This is a genomic window from [Flexibacter] sp. ATCC 35208, assembly GCF_001975825.1.
Lineage (GTDB): Bacteria > Bacteroidota > Bacteroidia > Chitinophagales > Chitinophagaceae > Chitinophaga.
In genome coordinates, this window is the sequence record NZ_MTKN01000049.1 from 303 (window position 1) to 16,597 (window position 16,295).

General features: G+C 44.3%; 19 protein-coding genes. 12 read left to right on the forward strand and 7 right to left on the reverse strand.

Annotation, left to right across the window (positions count from 1 at the left end):
* Positions 1–77 precede the first annotated feature (77 nt).
* The gene (locus tag BW716_RS25170) at positions 78–1,328 is read right to left on the reverse strand and encodes a DEAD/DEAH box helicase (RefSeq protein ID WP_083727269.1); all 1,251 of its coding nucleotides are present in this window, start codon (positions 1,326–1,328) and stop codon (positions 78–80) included.
* 202 nt (positions 1,329–1,530) lie between these two features.
* Here BW716_RS25170 and BW716_RS25175 point away from each other — a divergent pair, with 202 nt between their 5' ends.
* Positions 1,531–1,803: a hypothetical protein gene (locus tag BW716_RS25175; RefSeq protein WP_083727271.1), complete on the forward strand. Its 273-nt coding sequence runs from the start codon at positions 1,531–1,533 to the stop codon at positions 1,801–1,803.
* A 371-nt stretch (positions 1,804–2,174) separates the two neighbouring features.
* Positions 2,175–2,885: a DUF1345 domain-containing protein gene (locus BW716_RS25185; RefSeq protein WP_235643945.1), complete on the forward strand. Its 711-nt coding sequence runs from the start codon at positions 2,175–2,177 to the stop codon at positions 2,883–2,885.
* A gap of 142 nt (positions 2,886–3,027) precedes the next feature.
* Here the strand turns inward: BW716_RS25185 and BW716_RS25190 are convergent, their stop codons facing one another.
* Together BW716_RS25190 and BW716_RS25195 are read right to left on the reverse strand one after the other, a co-directional pair.
* Positions 3,028–3,987 carry an HTTM domain-containing protein gene (locus BW716_RS25190; protein WP_143709021.1) on the reverse strand — a complete coding sequence of 320 codons (960 nt, stop codon included), beginning with the start codon at positions 3,985–3,987 and terminating at the stop codon, positions 3,028–3,030.
* 234 nt (positions 3,988–4,221) lie between these two features.
* Positions 4,222–4,701 carry a hypothetical protein gene (locus BW716_RS25195; protein ID WP_143709022.1) on the reverse strand — a complete coding sequence of 160 codons (480 nt, stop codon included), beginning with the start codon at positions 4,699–4,701 and terminating at the stop codon, positions 4,222–4,224.
* Positions 4,702–4,895: 194 nt separating this feature from the next.
* On the opposite strand from BW716_RS25195, the gene BW716_RS36265 reads away from it, so the two are divergent.
* Entirely contained in the window at positions 4,896–5,102 is a 207-nt protein-coding gene (locus tag BW716_RS36265; RefSeq protein ID WP_143709023.1) for a hypothetical protein, read from the forward strand.
* Here the strand turns inward: BW716_RS36265 and BW716_RS25200 are convergent.
* Complete coding sequence (locus tag BW716_RS25200) at positions 5,099–5,920, reverse strand: hypothetical protein (protein WP_083727282.1); 822 nt, start codon at positions 5,918–5,920, stop codon at positions 5,099–5,101. The two genes, BW716_RS36265 and BW716_RS25200, sit on opposite strands and share 4 nt — an antisense overlap.
* 240 nt (positions 5,921–6,160) lie before the next feature.
* A complete protein-coding gene (locus tag BW716_RS25205) occupies positions 6,161–6,421 on the reverse strand; it encodes a hypothetical protein (RefSeq protein ID WP_083727284.1) in 261 nt (86 codons plus the stop codon).
* Between the two features lie 336 nt (positions 6,422–6,757).
* Between BW716_RS25205 and BW716_RS25210 the strand changes: the two genes are divergently transcribed.
* From BW716_RS25210 to BW716_RS25235, 6 genes are read left to right on the forward strand one after another with little or no spacing between them, the layout of a single operon-like run.
* Positions 6,758–7,432 (forward strand): NUDIX domain-containing protein, encoded by a 675-nt coding sequence (locus BW716_RS25210; protein WP_083727286.1) that lies wholly within the window; start codon positions 6,758–6,760, stop codon positions 7,430–7,432.
* 3 nt (positions 7,433–7,435) lie between these two features.
* A complete protein-coding gene (locus BW716_RS25215) occupies positions 7,436–7,837 on the forward strand; it encodes an ADP-ribosylation/crystallin J1 (protein WP_083727288.1) in 402 nt (133 codons plus the stop codon).
* A 1-nt stretch (position 7,838) separates the two neighbouring features.
* Positions 7,839–8,378: an NADAR family protein gene (locus tag BW716_RS25220; protein ID WP_083727289.1), complete on the forward strand. Its 540-nt coding sequence runs from the start codon at positions 7,839–7,841 to the stop codon at positions 8,376–8,378.
* A 4-nt stretch (positions 8,379–8,382) separates the two neighbouring features.
* Positions 8,383–8,913 carry an RNA 2'-phosphotransferase gene (locus BW716_RS25225; RefSeq protein WP_083727291.1) on the forward strand — a complete coding sequence of 177 codons (531 nt, stop codon included), beginning with the start codon at positions 8,383–8,385 and terminating at the stop codon, positions 8,911–8,913.
* The gene (locus BW716_RS25230) at positions 8,910–9,851 is read left to right on the forward strand and encodes an ADP-ribosylglycohydrolase family protein (protein WP_083727293.1); all 942 of its coding nucleotides are present in this window, start codon (positions 8,910–8,912) and stop codon (positions 9,849–9,851) included. Before BW716_RS25225 ends, BW716_RS25230 begins: the two co-directional genes overlap by 4 nt.
* Positions 9,851–10,582, forward strand: coding sequence for a metallophosphoesterase (locus BW716_RS25235; protein WP_083727295.1), 732 nt, complete (start codon positions 9,851–9,853; stop codon positions 10,580–10,582). Before BW716_RS25230 ends, BW716_RS25235 begins: the two co-directional genes overlap by 1 nt.
* Positions 10,583–10,600: 18 nt before the next feature.
* On the opposite strand, the gene BW716_RS25240 is transcribed toward BW716_RS25235, so the two are convergent.
* Positions 10,601–11,089: a hypothetical protein gene (locus BW716_RS25240; protein WP_143709024.1), complete on the reverse strand. Its 489-nt coding sequence runs from the start codon at positions 11,087–11,089 to the stop codon at positions 10,601–10,603.
* 179 nt (positions 11,090–11,268) lie between these two features.
* Between BW716_RS25240 and BW716_RS25245 the strand changes: the two genes are divergently transcribed.
* Together BW716_RS25245 and BW716_RS25250 are read left to right on the forward strand one after the other, a co-directional pair.
* Positions 11,269–11,715, forward strand: coding sequence for a DUF1572 family protein (locus BW716_RS25245; RefSeq protein WP_083727299.1), 447 nt, complete (start codon positions 11,269–11,271; stop codon positions 11,713–11,715).
* 239 nt (positions 11,716–11,954) lie between these two features.
* On the forward strand, positions 11,955–14,183 hold the full coding sequence (locus BW716_RS25250) for a T9SS type A sorting domain-containing protein (protein ID WP_083727301.1): 2,229 nt from the start codon (positions 11,955–11,957) through the stop codon (positions 14,181–14,183).
* Positions 14,184–14,283: 100 nt separating this feature from the next.
* Here BW716_RS25250 and BW716_RS25255 read toward each other — a convergent pair whose 3' ends face one another.
* On the reverse strand, positions 14,284–14,598 hold the full coding sequence (locus BW716_RS25255) for a hypothetical protein (RefSeq protein WP_083727303.1): 315 nt from the start codon (positions 14,596–14,598) through the stop codon (positions 14,284–14,286).
* 108 nt (positions 14,599–14,706) lie between these two features.
* On the opposite strand from BW716_RS25255, the gene BW716_RS25260 reads away from it, so the two are divergent.
* A complete protein-coding gene (locus BW716_RS25260) occupies positions 14,707–16,290 on the forward strand; it encodes a flavin monoamine oxidase family protein (RefSeq protein WP_179091263.1) in 1,584 nt (527 codons plus the stop codon).
* The last annotated feature ends 5 nt before the right edge of the window (positions 16,291–16,295 follow it).

The following is a 16,295-nucleotide window of genomic DNA, read 5'->3' on the forward strand; positions in this document are numbered from 1 at the left end:
TGAATCTTATTCCAGTTTAGGTTCCTGATTCCAAATTCCAGTTTAGATTTCTGAATCTTAATCTGAATTCCAATTTCTCACTTCTTCTTCTTTTTCTTCTTCACCTTCTCCATCTCCGCATGATGCTGGTCAATCAACAACTGCCAGTTATCATTCGGTATATCCTCAGAAAACTTAATCGTCTCCCTATAATCATTCTTATCAATCTTCATCACCGTAATCTCCTTCCCTAAATACTTTTGAATCTCCTCCAGCACTGGCTTTTCCTCATCACTACAAAAAGACACTGCCTGTCCTTTCTGTACGCCACGACCTGTACGCCCTACTCTATGCACATAATTCTCCGGCACATCCGGCAAGTCATAATTCACCACATAATCCACATTCGGAATATCAATCCCTCTCGCATTCACATCAGTAGTAATCAACAACTTCACCTTTCCCGTCTTAAAATCCTCCATCGCCTCTAACCTGTTCTCCTGCTCCTTACCACCATGCATCACCAACGCCGGCACCTCTACCCTTGCCATCGCCGCCTGCACACGTTCTGCACGCACCTTTGTTCTCACAAACACCAGGATCTTCCCTTCCGGAAACTCCTTCACCAACCGCTCCAGGAAGAACCGCTTATCATCCATCCCCACAAACGCGACCGCATGCTGTACATTCTTTGACACCGGATCTTCAGGGGAAATCTGGATCCTGATCGGATTCGTCACCACAGAATAAGCCAGGTCCTTGATATCCTTATCAATAGTCGCAGAGAAGAACAAAGTCTGGTGCCTGCGGGACATATGTTTCAATACATCTCTGATATCCCTGATAAAACCCATATCCAGCATATGATCCGCTTCATCCAGGATCAGGGTCTCGGTAAAATTCAGGTCAATAAATCCCCTGCTGATGAGGTCAAACATCCTACCAGGGGTGGCAATGAGTACATCTACCCCCTGGGCCAGCTTTTTCAGCTGAGGACCTTCGTCTACTCCACCGAAAAGGCCTAATATATTCAGTTTGGTATACTTTGCGATTACAGTAAATACCTCGGCGATCTGGATCGCCAGTTCACGGGTGGGCACCATCACGACACATCTTACCTCTCCTTTCGCCTTTCTGGGTAGCCTATCGAGCTTTTGTTGCAGCAGATGCAGCACCGGGATGGCAAAAGCCGCGGTTTTTCCGGTACCGGTCTGGGCTATCGCCATTACATCGTCCCCCTTCAATATAGATGGGATCGCCTTAAATTGGATATCAGTCGGGCGTTTAAATCCCAATTCCTCCAGGCTTCTTTTAATCTCCGGGGAAATACGATATTGTTCAAATTTCATAGTGCAAAGATATGGGTGTAGGGGGAATGTACCGAATGTGGGGGGTAAAAGTGATTTTCGGGGGTTGGATCTGAGATGATTTTTCATCAATTTGAATACGAAAAAATCAGGTTGAGAAAGGGATAATTTTTGTTTTTTTATTTAGAACAATCGCTGTAAATTCAATACCAGTAAAGGTTTTAAAATAAAAACAAATTAAATTATGAATGTCAATTTGCAACAGGAAAAGCAGACAATTTTGGATGCTTTGGATCGCACCCGAAGTGGTGTGTGGGCTACGGCGCCAGAAATTGCCAGGTACTCAGGTGTGGATTTGGAAATGGTATTAAGGGTTATCTATAATTCCCGGGAGTTTATGCAATGCGCGCTCAGGAGTGAAGATGGATTACCCTTATTCACATCCAGGAAGTTGTATAAAGAAAGAGCCTCCTACTGGAATAAAGCATTACGAACTTTAAAACATGCCAATGTATAGTATTCCAATTCCCATTTTTTGCTGCCTTTTAGGCGCTATAGCCGTCCAATTAGTAAAATTTATTGACGATTCAAGGTTGTTGCCTGAGGATAGGCCTAATTACCTATCACCTCTCTACTATATCAGAGGTGGCCTTATGCTTTTATTAGCAGCCATATTTGGTTATATATATTTTGAGGATGAAACAATTGGGAATAAGGTAATTTATTTCCATACCGGCGCAACTGCTCCCATAATAGTTAGAGCAATGGTGAATGCTTTGCCTACAAGTATTATGTCAAGAATTAATGATTAGTGAAAAATGTAGCATTTAACCCCTAATTTTTCTCCCTCATAATGCCTAACTTGCTCATTCACAAAACTCTTCCACATTGGCAAAGGCAAAAATAGACTCCGGCATACCATCACGCTCCCCCCTCTCCCGATTCTTCATCAACCTTCACCCAATCAAAAGAGTCCTCATCGCCCTGCTCTCCTGCACCATCGTCTGGCTCTTTATCAAAAACGGAGACATCACTACCCTTCTCAAAACCATGATCCTCTGGGACGTGTTCTCCTTCGTCTTCTGCATCGAATGCCTTTACATTTTCTTCAACCGCACCACCAAAGAAATTCGCGCATATGCCAGACAGGAAGATGGCAGCCGCCTTATGGTATTCATCTTAATCATCCTCGCCTGCTTCGCCAGCATGCTCATGGTATTACTACTCATGCTATCATCAGAATCCAGGGAAGCCGGACTCGCACTCTACCTACCTGTCGCTGTGGCCGGCATACTGCTTTCCTGGGCCATGGTCCACTGTATGTTTGCCATTCACTACGCCCATATCTATTATGACGATGCTGAAGATGACGACACCCGCCATGTAGGGGGATTAGAATTCCCGGAAGAAAAGAACCCTGACTATCTTGACTTTGCTTATTTCTCTTTTGTAATCGGCATGACATTCCAGGTATCTGACGTAGAAATCAGCAATAAAAAATTAAGAAGAATTGCATTACTCCATGGGTTACTGGCCTTCGGCCTGAATACATTTGTTGTAGCATTAACGATAAACCTGGTAGCAGGGTTAAGGAATTAAGAGTAACAAGCCCAGGCTATTAACAGGCAACATGACTTCGGAATTAATAATAACAAGCCAAAAAAATTAACACTAGCAAGGCTAAGGAATTAACCGTAACAGGCCAAAGCAATTAACTCTAGCAGGGCTAATTTCTTAGCCCTCACTCCAAACTCCAAAACGCCTGTGTCGCCAGCAACTCTGCCCTCCTCAACATCCTCCTCTCCCTCAATGGCCTCACTATACCCCAATACACCTGTGCTATATACTCCCATCCAAACGCCGCCGTACTAAACACAATCATAATCCCTGCAAATAACTGCAATCCCATCACCACAGATATCCCCACATGTAACAACACCACCGCCACATACGCATACACCCTCGTCTTCCTCCACCAGATAAATAAAGGATACCCCATCTCAATCAACAACGTACTCCAGCAAATCAACTTCGCCACCCACGGATACCCTGCCAGCCACTTCATATCAAACCTCGCAAACTGCCCCTGCATAAATGTCTGCCAGATCGCCTCTCCATTCCACCACTGTGCACCCATCGCCTTTTCCACACCAGAAGCCAGATACACAATACATAAATGTATCTGCAATACCCTTATCGACAACCTATTCCACTCACTCACACTACTCTCATTATTCTTCCACGTAAATGACTCACCCACCGGCATGAGAATACAATAAAACAATGCAATATGCAAAAACGTCTCTACCCCATACGCCGCCATAAATCCTGTATTAATAAACATCAGGTGCAAGCCCCATGCTACAATTGCCGCCACTCTTGTAAACATCCCCATCAACAAAAAGATCAGACATGCCAAATACGCCCCCATCAACAGATACACCATACTATCCCCAGGTATCCCCGTCGCTGCCACCAGTGGCTGTAACCAGGATAACTGTGGCATCAGGGGCGACACAATCCCCTTACTCAATGACCATGGAATCAAACCATCCACACCATACAACATCACCACATTTCCCAACAACCAACATCCCTGCACCAATCCAATAAAAGCAATCCCAATTCTAAAAAACGCCAATGGCTCGCCAGACGTAGGCGATAAAAAAAATCGCTGTAACACACCGGAATACCTGTTCATAAAATATATTTATAGATGAAGTAATCATCTCTGGCAGGGGGTATTAGAAAACCTTCAGGAAATCTTTAAAAAGCCTTTAAGGAATCTTTAGAAAACCGTTATGTAAACCGTTAGAAATCCTTTAGGAAATCTTCAGAAAACCTTTAGGGAATCTTCAGAAAACCTTTAGGGAATCTTTAAAAAACCTTAATGAACCTTAAGATAATTCCTAATCCTCCTACCGGACATGTTTAATTATTGACTGTTCTTCCTATAATCTTTCACCAAAAACGCCTCCCATTTTGGCTGTACGCCTTCTCTAAAATCCTTCATCTCCGGCACCAGTTTACTAATCACCGTCACTCTCACCATCGTACCATCCGCACACTTTTTTAACACATATGCCGCACAACTCCTCGCCAGCAAAGGCTGCGCTTCTTCAATACTGAAAAAATTATAAACCGTCTGTATCCGTCTGTTACACTCGGTATTCTGTCCTTCCAATCTCATCACATGCTGAGATTTACCATCCGCCACTGTATACAATACCGCAATTTCATTCCCGATATGCGGAGCGAAAAAACTAAAAATGTTTCCCGCACCTGTAAAGTCGCCATACCCGGATAACCAGGTAGCATGCTTTGTCCACTCCTTAAAATGAGCTGCATGCAAAGCAGCAACCGTCAAGTGGAACAGCGCGATACTCATCCAACAAATATGCTTCCACGTTATCATAAAAAAGGTTAAAATGAAGCAGGAAAAAAGTTAAAAGAAGGAGCCAGCTGAAAACAGCGTGTAAGATTTCCGGCTGGCCCCGGGGTTAAGTAGTAATAAATGGATGAAGGGCCAAAAATGTAATAGGGGTTAATCAAAGTCCGACATCAAAAACAAACAGTTCAAAGGGGTTAATGAAAAAAAGCTGGTCCAAAATGTTTCAATACAACCAATCTCCTCAATACACCAATCACCTCAATACAACCAATCACTTCAATACAACCAATCACTTCAATACAATCAATCTCCTCAAAGCAACTAATCCACTCAAGCCAAATATGCATACATCTTCAGATACCCCATTCGCGCTCAACTTCGATCTATACCAATTTATTCCCGACCTTCCATCATTGATGAACTAATTAATCCCTAATATCGCTCCTCCGGCTACCTCCTCCACATTCAACTTCTCAAACCCTCTATCAAGCAAAACAAAATTCGCCCTGATATCTTTCAACACCTGCGGATCAAAACAGCCAATCATATTCGGGAACTTCCTCCTCAAAATATCCTCCCATCTCAAACTGGTATAAATCGTCAGCTTACTCCCTGCACCTGGCACCTGTGTAATATCTCCCAATCCATAAAATCCTCTCGTAAAATAAGGCAGCGCCGTACCCTGTGGCAGTGATAATCTAAATTGCTCCAACGGAGACTTCGCCAATACCTTCGTATCCACCACATCCGGTTGCAACCTGCTCACCGCTGTCAAAAACGTCTTCGTCGCCAACACCTGCTGTTTAGTAGACAATTCCGTAATCGTCAGATCAGCAAAAGTCTTACTATCAACTTTTTGTATTAACGAAGCCGCTCTTTTAGCAATATCCAAATAGGGAATCATGGTAGGACACGTCTTTATCCAGATCTTCTTAAACGGTGCTTTGGTATACCCTATCTTCTCCAAATAAGGAAAAGGAATACCGCCACCGCCGAATTGGGTTTCATCGGATAGACTTCCATAACTTGCTTTGGTGATGTAATTATTTCCTGGTAATCCGTCAAAAGTAAGCAGATAGGTCTCCGGTGAAAGGTCTTTCAATATGGCATCCATCTCATCACTACCTGTGGCAGCAGCCACAGCCACTTCCGAAGCAGGACGCAGTGAAGCTTTCTCTTTTGTGCAGGAAAACAAGGTCAGTGCAGCTAATCCAGCTACACCCGCTAATAGTTTGCGTTTCATCTTTTGGGGTTTGAGGTTTTTAAATAACAATTGTTTACGGCACAAAAGTCATGGAATTACCTCTTGCCCACAAGCAGAAAAACACCTGTTTTCACAACGTAGAAATACGCAAAATATGGGGTCAACAAATCAATAGAAGGTGAGCTACACCATAAGGCATAGCCCACCAGATATATAAGTCATCGGTAATGCGCTTACATATCAATTTCGCTAGCTGTCATATAGATTACAGTAATTAGATCATCTGATCCAAACGATCTTCCCAGCCTTGCTGGATTTGTAAGTACCGGTAGCAGCATCAAAATAGTACGTACAGGTACCAAAGTGATCGAATTGGCATTCGTAATCATAACCTTCTACACCTGCTTCATAATAATTGTTACCGTACTTATAATATTGAGTTTCCTCACGGTGATCTCTGGTGAAAGAGCTGGCAATAGCGGAACCGGCACCAATTACAACAGCCAGTGTCATTAACGATAATTTTAAATTTTGAGTCATGGGTTTACATTTTGCGGGTGACAGGGTTAACAAAACTGGGTACGTACTTTAAAATATGGATGATCAAGGCCGAAAAACAATGTAACGAAGATATAAGAGTCTGCTGCAATGCTGCCGCAGTACCAGGTAATCATCATTTTTAACTTTTTATGTCGGGACTTCACTGCTAAAACGGAATAATATTGAGCTTTACGACAATTACACCGCATGCACCCAACCAGGAATTCCCAGCTCAATAAGTGTATTTTATACCCTCGTTAAAAACACCCGTCTATAAAATAATTTCTCCATATCAAAATCTCGCCCTACCTTTGCGTCAAAATAACACAAAGACCAATGCCATCATTTCATAGTTATAGAAACCCATCGCTGGCAGCGGATCTCGTCGTGTTTGGTTATCAACAGGGCACCCTTTCCATCCTGCTGCTAAACAGGAATACAGCGCCTTTCAAAGATCAATGGGTACTCCCCGGCGCCTTCCTCCTCATGGAAGAACGCCTCCGTGATACATGTGCCCGCATTCTGAAAACCAAACTAGGTATGGACGACCTCTATCTCGAGCAACTCTCTACCTACGACGAACCCGACCGTGACCCAAGAGGCCGCGCCATCGCCGTTGCCCACTATGCACTGGTCAACCCCGCGCGATTCGCTATCACCGCAGGCACAATGGCTAATGATGTGAAATGGTTCAATGTGAAAGAGTTACCACCCCTCGGCTTTGACCATGATATCATCGCCGCCGATGCATTGAAAAGACTACAGCACCAGATCCTCTATTACCCTGTAGGCTTCGAACTGCTCAACGACCTCTTTACCATGCCGGAACTGCACGAACTGTATGAATGCATTCTGGATATCAACATCGACAGAAGGAACTTTCGCCGCAAAATTCTCGATGCCGGATACATTATTAATACAGGCAATAAGAGGGAAGGATTGCACAACCGCCATCCCGACCTCTATCAATTTAATAAGGAATTAAAAAGTATTCACCTGAATTTGGGTTAAGCCATGAAATTATTCAGACCCGTAGGCATCAAAGAGTTGCAACTCATCCTTGACAGTAACTGCACCCGCTTTCCACCCCGATTAAGCTGGCAGCCCATCTTTTACCCTGTTTTAAACCAGGCCTATGCTGAACAGATTGCCAGAGAATGGAATACACAGGATGAAAACTCAGACTATTGTGGTATCGTCACATCCTTCAACATCGATGACGCCTATTATCAACAATACGCTCCGCAAACTGTCGGTGATGACATTCACCAGGAGCTCTGGGTACCCGCCGAAGAATTAGCGAATTTCAACGATCATATTTTAAATGGTATTCACATCGTCAACGCCTTCTTCGGAGAAAATTTCATCCGGCCAACAACACCCATTTTACACCATACTCTTTCAAAATTTTATTAAGATGACATACGACAACAATTGGCTCATCGCCCAAAAACCAACCCCCACCCTCTGCTTCTTCTGGGGCCACCAACCCTCCAAAGATGGCAGTATTACCAAATCCTGTTTCAGCCAATGGTGGTATGCCCCCTTTACCGTAAATGAAAAGACATACCCCACCGCCGAACATTGGATGATGGCTGGCAAAGCCACCCTGTTCGGAGATACTGAAATTGAAAAACAAATTCTCAATACACCTTCCCCTGCTTCGGTAAAAGCACTCGGAAGAAAAGTAGCCAACTTCGACCCTGCTAAATGGGATGCTGCCAAAAGAGAGATCGTGACCCAGGGGAATTTTCACAAATTCTCACAACACCCGGATCTCAAAGCATTCCTGCTCGACACAGGCAAAGAAGTGATCGTCGAAGCAAGTCCCATGGATAGAATCTGGGGCATCGGCATGGCCGCTACAAATGTAAACGCCCCATACCCTGAAAAATGGCGGGGACAGAATCTCCTCGGCTATGCACTCATGGCCGTGAGAGATCTACTTAAATCATAATCCCATGAATCAAAAAGAAACATCCAAATTTCTCAGTCTCATCCTTCGCCATCAACCGGAGCTCATCGGACTGCAACTCGATAACAACGGCTGGGCAGATGTAGATACCCTGCTTGCCCTTGCCGCACGCCGTAAACGCATTACCAGAGAAGAACTCGAAACCATCGTGGCTGAAAGCGATAAACAACGCTTTGCTTTTAATGAAGACCATTCTAAAATAAGAGCCAACCAGGGACATTCTGTTCAGGTAGACCTGGAACTCCCTGTCACTACGCCACCGGAGTTCCTTTACCACGGTACCACCGGCGCATTCGTAGACGAAATTCTGAAAACCGGTATTAAAAAAATGAGCCGTCAACACGTACACCTCAGTATCGATAAAGCCACTGCCACCAAAATAGGCAGCCGCAGAGGCATACCTGTTATTTTAACGATCCGGAGTGGTGACATGCACAGAGATGGCATCCCATTTTTTGTATCTGCAAACGGTGTTTGGTTGACAGACCATGTACCGGCTAAATACATTTCACAATGAGTACTCCCATTAAAAACGCCCTTTTGGGCCTCGCTGTCGGCGATGCCCTGGGCGTACCCGTTGAATTTCAGTCACGCGACATACTTGAAAAATACCCTGTCACCAACATGCGGGAATTTGGTACACACGGCCAACCCGCAGGTACATGGTCCGACGATAGTTCGCTAACTTTCTGTCTCGCAGAAACACTCGTGAAAGGATATGACCTCCAGGACCTGGCGAACCGCTTTGTCAACTGGCGCTACCATGCTTATTGGACGGCTCACGGTAAAGTGTTTGACGTAGGTAACGCCACAAATACCGCTATATATTATTTGTCACAGGGTGCTCCTCCCACCACTGCAGGAGGTAACGATGAAGATTGTAATGGCAATGGCTCCCTCATGCGTATTCTTCCCCTCTTATTTTATATAAAGGACCTGGATATACATGATCGCTATTGTCATGTACGGGATGTATCAAGTCTTACACACCGTCATATTCGTTCCATCGCCTGTTGTTTTATTTACCTGGAAGTAGCTCTCCATATACTGAAAGGCGAGCCACCTGTAGATGCCTATCTCAATGCCATCAATGAAGTAAACAAATACTTCAAAGAGAACAATTTACCCGACGAGAAAGAACAGGACATATTGGCAACTACACTTTCCGGCTCACTGTTAGATAAACCAATCAGTGAGATTCACGGTACCGGCTATGTGGTACGCACACTTGAAGCAGCTATCTGGATACTCATCCATACAAATACATATGCAGAAGCTGTGCTCACCGCTGTCAATCTCGGCAATGACACCGATACTACCGCAGCAGTAGCGGGTGGACTCGCTGGCATGCACTACGGTTGGGAAGAAATTCCTGCCGAATGGTTAAACATTTTAGCAGGAAAGGATAGAATTGAAGAACTGATTGCTAACTTGCAGGTCAAATTCAATATCTAATGGCCCGGACGTTTGTAATTGGAGATATTCATGGCGCATTAAAAGCATTGGAACAACTACTAGGTCAACTCCTGTTGCAACCAACGGACAGACTTATATTCCTGGGCGATTATGTAGATGGATGGTCGCAATCCGCACAGGTGGTTGAATACCTGATGGTGCTGCAGGAAAAATATGACTGCCTTATCATCAAAGGGAATCACGATGCCTGGTGCGAACGCTGGCTGAATGGAGAAGATCCGGACCCGGTGTGGTACAGGAACGGTGGTAAGCAAACCATAGCCAGTTATGAAAATATATCTTATGAACGCCGGTTAGTACACCTGGAATGGTTTAACAGGCTTACCTTGTATTATGTAGATGATCAGAACAGGTTATTCCTGCATGCAGGGTTTGCAAGTATGCATGGTCCAGAGAAAGAACATTACGATACAAACTTTTACTGGGACCGGTCGCTGTGGGAAATGGCGCTGTGTATGGATAAGCGGATCAAAAAAGATTCAATACTCTACCCGAAAAGATTATTACTATTTGAAGAGATTTTCATTGGCCATACGCCCACGGTGAATTATGATATCACCACACCAATGAATGCCTGCAATGTGTGGAATGTGGATACAGGCGCGGCATTTATGGGAAGGATCTCTGCCATGAATATCGATACAAAAGAGTATTGGCAGAGTGAACCCGCCTATGTTTTTTACCCGGGCGAAAAAGGTCGAAACAAATAAAAGACGGGTGTCCGTCTTTTATTTTACCCCCATTTCTTTCTTGACTAAAGTCATGTGCTCATCATTCGGATCTTCCTGATAATAATACAGAATTCCATCTTCCAACACAATCCTGTTCTGCAAATCCTCATCACTTAAATAATTACACCCGTTATACACCAGCCATGGATCTGTTAACTGTTTCCATCCACTTTTCGTAAACGACCAACTACTCATCACATAGGTACATCCATGCAAAGGCGCCTGGTATACAGAAAGATCATCTCTGCCATCATTATTTAAATCCCCTTCATTAATCAACCTGATTTCCCCAAAACCTGTTACCAAAGGTTTGATATCCGGATTTGAAAACCGGATCACATACTCATCCTGACCTTCTTTTTCCATTGCTTTTCTGTACAATACGCCATATGCCAAATCCAAATTTCCATCTCCATTAAAATCCCCTTCGATCCTGACAGTATCAGGTACAGCTTCCGGATTTACAGGAGGCGCGCCTTCAGTCATAATGCCTGTATCAACGCTTACTGAATGACTTAACAAGGAATCTGGGGTATTGACTGATTTTTTCCCAGAGGAGTTACATGCGACTACGCCTGCGAGAAGGATAAATAGAAGGCTTTTATACATGGATTTAGCTTATTCAGGCAAAAGTATTAATTTCATTTTGATAATACATAATACATATGCTCACTACTACTCTTAAAACACTCTTTCGCAGAGACCTTGAAAAATTGGTTCAGGAACTATCACAATATACTAATGAAAGTAAAATCTGGTATACAGAGAAAGGGATTAGTAACAGTGCGGGAAATCTCGCATTGCATCTTGTTGGCAATCTGAATACATTTATAGGTTTACACCTGGGGAACACAGGATATGTCCGTCACCGTGAATTGGAATTTTCTCAGAAAGATGTAGCGAGAACTACATTGATTAAAATGATTGAGGATACGATTGTGGTGATTGATAAAGTAATGGATGAGCTGACACCTGAACAGGTAGAAGCATTATATCCGATAGAAGTATTTGGCGGACCGATATATACAGGACATTTTTTAGTACACTTAAGCGGACATTTAATGTATCATTTAGGCCAGGTAAATTATCACAGGAGGTTATTGGATATTTAACCCCGGTTATTTACTCATTTTTTTTCGGAAATCACACGTTGCTTATGCATGATTTTTCACTTCATACAGATGAATGTTTCCTTTTCATGCCCTTATCACTCAATGCAATAGCCGCATCTCACTGCGCCATGCTATCACCGAAAACCCTTGACCCGCAAACGTTTGCGTAAATATATCTACCCATACCTGATCACCTGCCAAACAAATCCATGTAAATTCAGGTAAAATAACTCTCCGTTATGAAAACACTTCTACTAGCGCTGCTATGTTTGGCAGGAGCTAACCTCTCCTATGCGCAAACCCTCTATGTTTCCCCCAGCGGATCAGCCTCGAACACCGGCACCAGCATCAGTGCCCCGACTACACTTGCCAACGCACTGGCAACGGTAACCGCTGGCAACACCATTTACTTAAGAGGAGGCACCTATAGCTTATCTGCTTCCGTGATTATCACTGCCAGTAACAATGGTACTTCTTCTGCGTACAAGAGTGTCGTTGCCTATACTGGGGAAACCCCTGTATTAGATTTTTCCAGCATGGCGATTGCCGATGCCAATCGTGGCGTCATCCTCGATGGCGACTACTGGCATTGGACAGGTATCACCATCCAGGGTGCTGGCGACAATGGCATGCTGTTGGCGGGCAACAGCAACATCATCGAAAAATGTATCTTTAAAGGCAACCACGATAGCGGTCTGCAATTGAGTCGCTACGTGACGTCAAACACCACCCTCGCTTCATGGCCTACGAACAACACCATCCTCAATTGCGAAGCGTACGACAACCAGGACCCAGACAATGAAGACGCCGATGGGTTTGCTGCTAAACTCACCTGTGGCACAGGCAATGTATTCAATGGTTGTATCTCTCACAACAACATCGATGATGGATACGATCTTTATGCAAAAGATGACACAGGCCCTATTGGTCCTGTCACCCTCATTAATTGCCTCGCATATGGCAATGGTACGCTGAGTAGCGGCGGTACCTCCGGCGATGGTGATAAGAATGGATTTAAATTAGGTGGTAGCGGTATTGCAGTAGCACATATCGTGCGTCGTTGTGTATCATTCAACAATGGCCACCATGGCTTTACGGACAACAACAACCCAGGGGCGATCGAAGTGACCAACAACACCAGTTACAACAATGCGGAATCTAATTTCAACTTCCGCACGGGTAGTACAGCTACTTTCAAAAACAACCTTTCTTACAATGCAGGTTCATCTGATGCCACCAATGGTACAGATGTAACGCCAACGAATGTATGGTGGAAGAGTGGCGCCAGCTCTAACACAGGAGGCCTGGTAGTAAGCAGTGCCGACTTCCAGAGTCTTTCTCCTGCTGTAACTAAAAACAGTGATGGCAGTCCAAACCTGGGCACCTTCCTCGCACTGGCAAGTGGTAGTGATATGATAGACAAAGGTGTAACTACTACAGGCATTACCTATTCCGGTTCTGCACCTGATATTGGTGCTCGTGAATCCGGTGGTAGTACGAATCCTTCTACTTATACCGTGAGCGTAACAGTATCTCCATCAGCAGGGGGAACAGTTACTTTGAGTCCAAGTGGCGGTTCATACACTTCAGGCACTGTAGTAACCTTAACAGCTACACCTGCCAGTGGATATACATTTAGCAGCTGGGGAGGTAGTGCGAGTGGTACTTCTACTACGACTACAGTAACAGTCACTTCAAACCTATCTGTAACCGCCAGTTTCACCAGTACCAGTACTGGTGGAGGTTCTACCCTGCATATAGACGATGCTGCAACAAGTACCGGTGGATATTGTAGTGCTGATGGCAGCAGACAAAATACCTATTCAGGTGCTGATGGCGGATATTATATCAACCTGAGTAACGCAAGTGGCAAAGGTGTGAATTACAGTGTGAGCGTGCCTGCCGCAGGAACTTATTCATTTGTATTCCGTTATTCAAATGGAGGTGCAACCGTATCGACCACTGCACGGTTATTAGTCAATGGCAGCACCGCAGTATCAAGTGTATCATTCCCCAAAACTACCAGCTGGACGGCATGGACCACGACAGCAGCAGTGACAGCTACATTGGCAGCAGGTGTGAATACGATTAGGATTGAAACACTCTCTTCTACAGAATTTGCATTGATAGACTGGTTGGAAGTAACAGGCACAACACCCACTGCAGGTGCTTGTAGTTCATCAGCAAGAGCAGTAGCAGCTGTAAAACCTGAATTGACAGATACAAAGGTGTACCCTAATCCAGCTAGCAATACCGCTGCTATTAGTTTTTATAATGAAAAGACAGATCGGGTACAGATTAGGATGTACAGTTCGAATGGGCAGTTGCTAAAGACAGTGGTGGATAAAGAGTTTCCGGCAGGTAATAATCAGTTGACGATGGATGTGAGTAGTTTGCCACAATCCCTGTATTTAATAAAAGTAGAAAATTCAGCAGGTAGTAATACCCTGAAACTGGTCAAACAATAATGGATAGACCTCGCCTTTTGTCTGTTGGCAGGGGCGAGGTTTTATTTTACGTGTTGAAAGGATTTCTCTTTTTGCCAGTAAACCTTCGCAGGGGGAGGTTTTATTTTACATATTGAAACAATTCCACTTCCCTATAAGTCAATTTTCGCAACCTGCCACTATAAGGCGCGGATACAATTGTAATAGCATATTCGATCGTTTCCCATTGATAATCATCGGCATCCTTTTTCCTGATAGCCTTATCACCGATCCGTTCCCAGGAAAATTTGTCCTGATGAGTCAGCGTTTGTTTTTCCCAGGAGTAATAAGTACCACTCCCATCAGCTTTAAATTCATAAGCCCATCCCCATATGCCATGTAAACCACTACCATCGTCCAGGTCATTTTCCCAGGTACCAAGAATCTCATCTACCATATATATAAATTTAAATCATACAATCAAGTTACTATAAATCCTCCTTAATTATTCTTATTTTAATACCAGCAAGGAAGTATTACCAGAACAACCCATATATCAACCAAAATGTCAATTTCCAGAAGGGAGTTCCTCACCAGAACAGGAACAATGGCTGCCGCCTATCCGGCCATGCTGGCTTTAGGGATGTTACAGGAAGCGCCTGCGCATGCCTTTTCGCTCAATGGCAGTGGCAAGGGTAAACACATTATCATTCTAGGCGCCGGTCTTGCAGGAATGGCAGCGGCTTATGAACTATTAAAACTCGGCTACCAATGCACCATTCTTGAAGCCCGGCAGCGATCAGGAGGGCGTGTATGGAGTATCCGAAAGGGAGCGACGCATACTGAAACCGATCTTCCTGTACAAACGGCTACATTCGACGAAGGGCTTTATTTCAATGCGGGGCCATCGCGTATCCCGCATCACCATGCATTGACATTGCATTACTGTAGAGAGTTGCAGGTGCCGATCCAGGTGTATAACAACATCAACGAAGCGGCCTATTTCTTCGCCGAAGGCAAAGGATCGCTTTCCAACAGGAAGATCCGGGTCCGGGAAATTCACAACGATCTCCGGGGATATACAGCGGAACTACTTGCCAAAGCGATAGATCAGCACAAACTCGACACAGGTCTTACAACTGAAGATACCCAGAAAATACTGGAATACCTAAGGGCAGAAGGAGGATTGGACATCGATAAATTGTACAAAGCCTCCGACAGAAGAGGGTACATCGAGGGTCCCGGCGCCGGCGAACTTCCCGGCAAAATCGCACCGGCGCATAGTCTGGCGGATATTATCAATTCCGGTCTTGCTGATCCTGACTTCTACAATGTATCAGAATATGTATATGAACTACAGATGACCATGTTCCAGGCGATTGGCGGCAATGACCAGATTCCAAAAGCTTTTGAGAAGAAGGTAGGGCAATGTATACATTTTGGCTGCGAAGTGACGGGCATTCACAACCAGGCAGAAAGTGTGAAGATTAGTTATAAAGACAGCAAAGGCGCCAAAGAAATCGTTGCCGACTATTGTATTTGTACGATCCCCACACCAGTGCTGAGTAATGTGGATAACAACTTCTCTTCAGATGTGAGTCGCGCGATTGACTACATTCCTTACATGATCACGGGCAAAATAGGCATGCAGTTCAAGAGAAGGTTCTGGGAAGAAGATGAACACATCTACGGAGGTATTACACATACGAACAATGAACTCACCCAGATCTTTTATCCGTCATATGATTATCTATCTAAGAAAGGAATACTGCTAGGTTATTACAACTTTAATGAGAAAGCGCGACAGACAGGGAGCCTGTCGCACCAGCAAAGAGAAAAATTAGCGATGGATAAGGGGCGGTTGATACATCCGCAATATGATAAAGAATTTGAAAGTTCATTTTCAGTGAGCTGGCATAAGACACCTTATAGCATGGGCGGATGGGCCTTGTATAATAGTGCAACCAGACAATCACATTATAAAAGCCTGTTGAAGGCAGATAAGCGGGTATACTTTGCAGGGGAGCATACAACTTATCTGAATGCATGGATGGCAGGAGCGTTAGAATCTGCAAGAAGGACAGTGACGGATTTACATGCGAGGGTATCAGAACAACGGATCTCTTATCCAATTACAACCAACATCTAAAAACT

Excerpts from the sequence above, each read along its gene's own strand:
- BW716_RS25170 (WP_083727269.1), bottom strand. The coding sequence starts at position 1,328 with ATGAAATTTGAACAATATCGTATTTCCCCGGAGATTAAAAGAAGCCTG.
- BW716_RS25175 (WP_083727271.1), top strand. The coding sequence starts at position 1,531 with ATGAATGTCAATTTGCAACAGGAAAAGCAGACAATTTTGGATGCTTTG.
- BW716_RS25190 (WP_143709021.1), bottom strand. The coding sequence starts at position 3,987 with ATGAACAGGTATTCCGGTGTGTTACAGCGATTTTTTTTATCGCCTACG.
- BW716_RS25195 (WP_143709022.1), bottom strand. The coding sequence starts at position 4,701 with ATGATAACGTGGAAGCATATTTGTTGGATGAGTATCGCGCTGTTCCAC.
- BW716_RS36265 (WP_143709023.1), top strand. The coding sequence starts at position 4,896 with ATGTTTCAATACAACCAATCTCCTCAATACACCAATCACCTCAATACA.
- BW716_RS25200 (WP_083727282.1), bottom strand. The coding sequence starts at position 5,920 with ATGAAACGCAAACTATTAGCGGGTGTAGCTGGATTAGCTGCACTGACC.
- BW716_RS25205 (WP_083727284.1), bottom strand. The coding sequence starts at position 6,421 with ATGACTCAAAATTTAAAATTATCGTTAATGACACTGGCTGTTGTAATT.
- BW716_RS25210 (WP_083727286.1), top strand. The coding sequence starts at position 6,758 with ATGCCATCATTTCATAGTTATAGAAACCCATCGCTGGCAGCGGATCTC.
- BW716_RS25215 (WP_083727288.1), top strand. The coding sequence starts at position 7,436 with ATGAAATTATTCAGACCCGTAGGCATCAAAGAGTTGCAACTCATCCTT.
- BW716_RS25220 (WP_083727289.1), top strand. The coding sequence starts at position 7,839 with ATGACATACGACAACAATTGGCTCATCGCCCAAAAACCAACCCCCACC.
- BW716_RS25225 (WP_083727291.1), top strand. The coding sequence starts at position 8,383 with ATGAATCAAAAAGAAACATCCAAATTTCTCAGTCTCATCCTTCGCCAT.
- BW716_RS25230 (WP_083727293.1), top strand. The coding sequence starts at position 8,910 with ATGAGTACTCCCATTAAAAACGCCCTTTTGGGCCTCGCTGTCGGCGAT.
- BW716_RS25235 (WP_083727295.1), top strand. The coding sequence starts at position 9,851 with ATGGCCCGGACGTTTGTAATTGGAGATATTCATGGCGCATTAAAAGCA.
- BW716_RS25240 (WP_143709024.1), bottom strand. The coding sequence starts at position 11,089 with ATGACTGAAGGCGCGCCTCCTGTAAATCCGGAAGCTGTACCTGATACT.
- BW716_RS25245 (WP_083727299.1), top strand. The coding sequence starts at position 11,269 with ATGCTCACTACTACTCTTAAAACACTCTTTCGCAGAGACCTTGAAAAA.
- BW716_RS25250 (WP_083727301.1), top strand. The coding sequence starts at position 11,955 with ATGAAAACACTTCTACTAGCGCTGCTATGTTTGGCAGGAGCTAACCTC.
- BW716_RS25255 (WP_083727303.1), bottom strand. The coding sequence starts at position 14,598 with ATGGTAGATGAGATTCTTGGTACCTGGGAAAATGACCTGGACGATGGT.
- BW716_RS25260 (WP_179091263.1), top strand. The coding sequence starts at position 14,707 with ATGTCAATTTCCAGAAGGGAGTTCCTCACCAGAACAGGAACAATGGCT.